1 protein-coding gene is annotated in these 747 nt (G+C 46.5%); it reads left to right on the top strand.

The window, feature by feature from the left end; all coding sequences use genetic code 11:
- Nucleotides 1–747: TRAP transporter large permease subunit (locus A3738_RS07210; protein ID WP_156504048.1), on the top strand; the 747-nt coding region annotated here is incomplete at both ends.

Below are 747 nucleotides of genomic sequence, written 5' to 3'. Positions count from 1 at the left end.
TTTGCTGCGCTTCTTTTATTGATGCTGGGCTTTCCCGTTGCGTTTACATTTGCAGGCGTCGCACTTGTTTTTGGAGTGATTGCTGAAGGCTTTGATTTGTTTGCTTTCATGCCTTATCGCATTCAAAGCATTATGGAAAACACCATATTAATGGCGATACCGCTGTTTATTTTTATGGGCGTGGTGCTACAGAAAACCAAGTTAGCGGAACAATTACTGGTTTCTATGTCGCAGTTGTTTGGTCGTATGAGTGGTGGTATAGCGATTAGTACAATCTTAGTCGGTGCGCTCTTAGCTGCATCTACTGGTGTTGTCGGAGCGAGTGTGGTCGCGATGGGTTTGATATCGCTGCCAGCGATGTTGAAGTACAACTATGATAAGCAATTAGCGTGCGGCACCATCTGTGCATCGGGCACCTTGGGACAAATTATCCCTCCTTCAATCATCTTGATCATATTAGGCGATGTATTGGGCTTGCCGGTTGGGGATTTGTTCCAGGCGGCCGTTGCTCCAGGTTTGTTATTGATTGCTTTGTATATTGGTTACATTCTTTTTGTCACGCTTAGAAATCCAGAAAAAGCGCCTCCAATGCCACCAACTGAGGCCGTTGGCTTTGAGGCGATTAAAGACGCCTTGTTTTCCATTATTCCTCCGCTTCTGCTAATTGCATTGGTGCTAGGTTCTATTTTTGCGGGCATTGCGACGCCAACCGAGAGTTCTGCTTTGGGCGGTATCGGTGCGCTTGTC

It is taken from the genome of Oleiphilus sp. HI0066 (genome assembly GCF_001635725.1).
The sequence above is the reverse complement of the archived record's forward strand: the minus strand, read 5'-3'. Positions and strand labels throughout refer to the sequence as shown.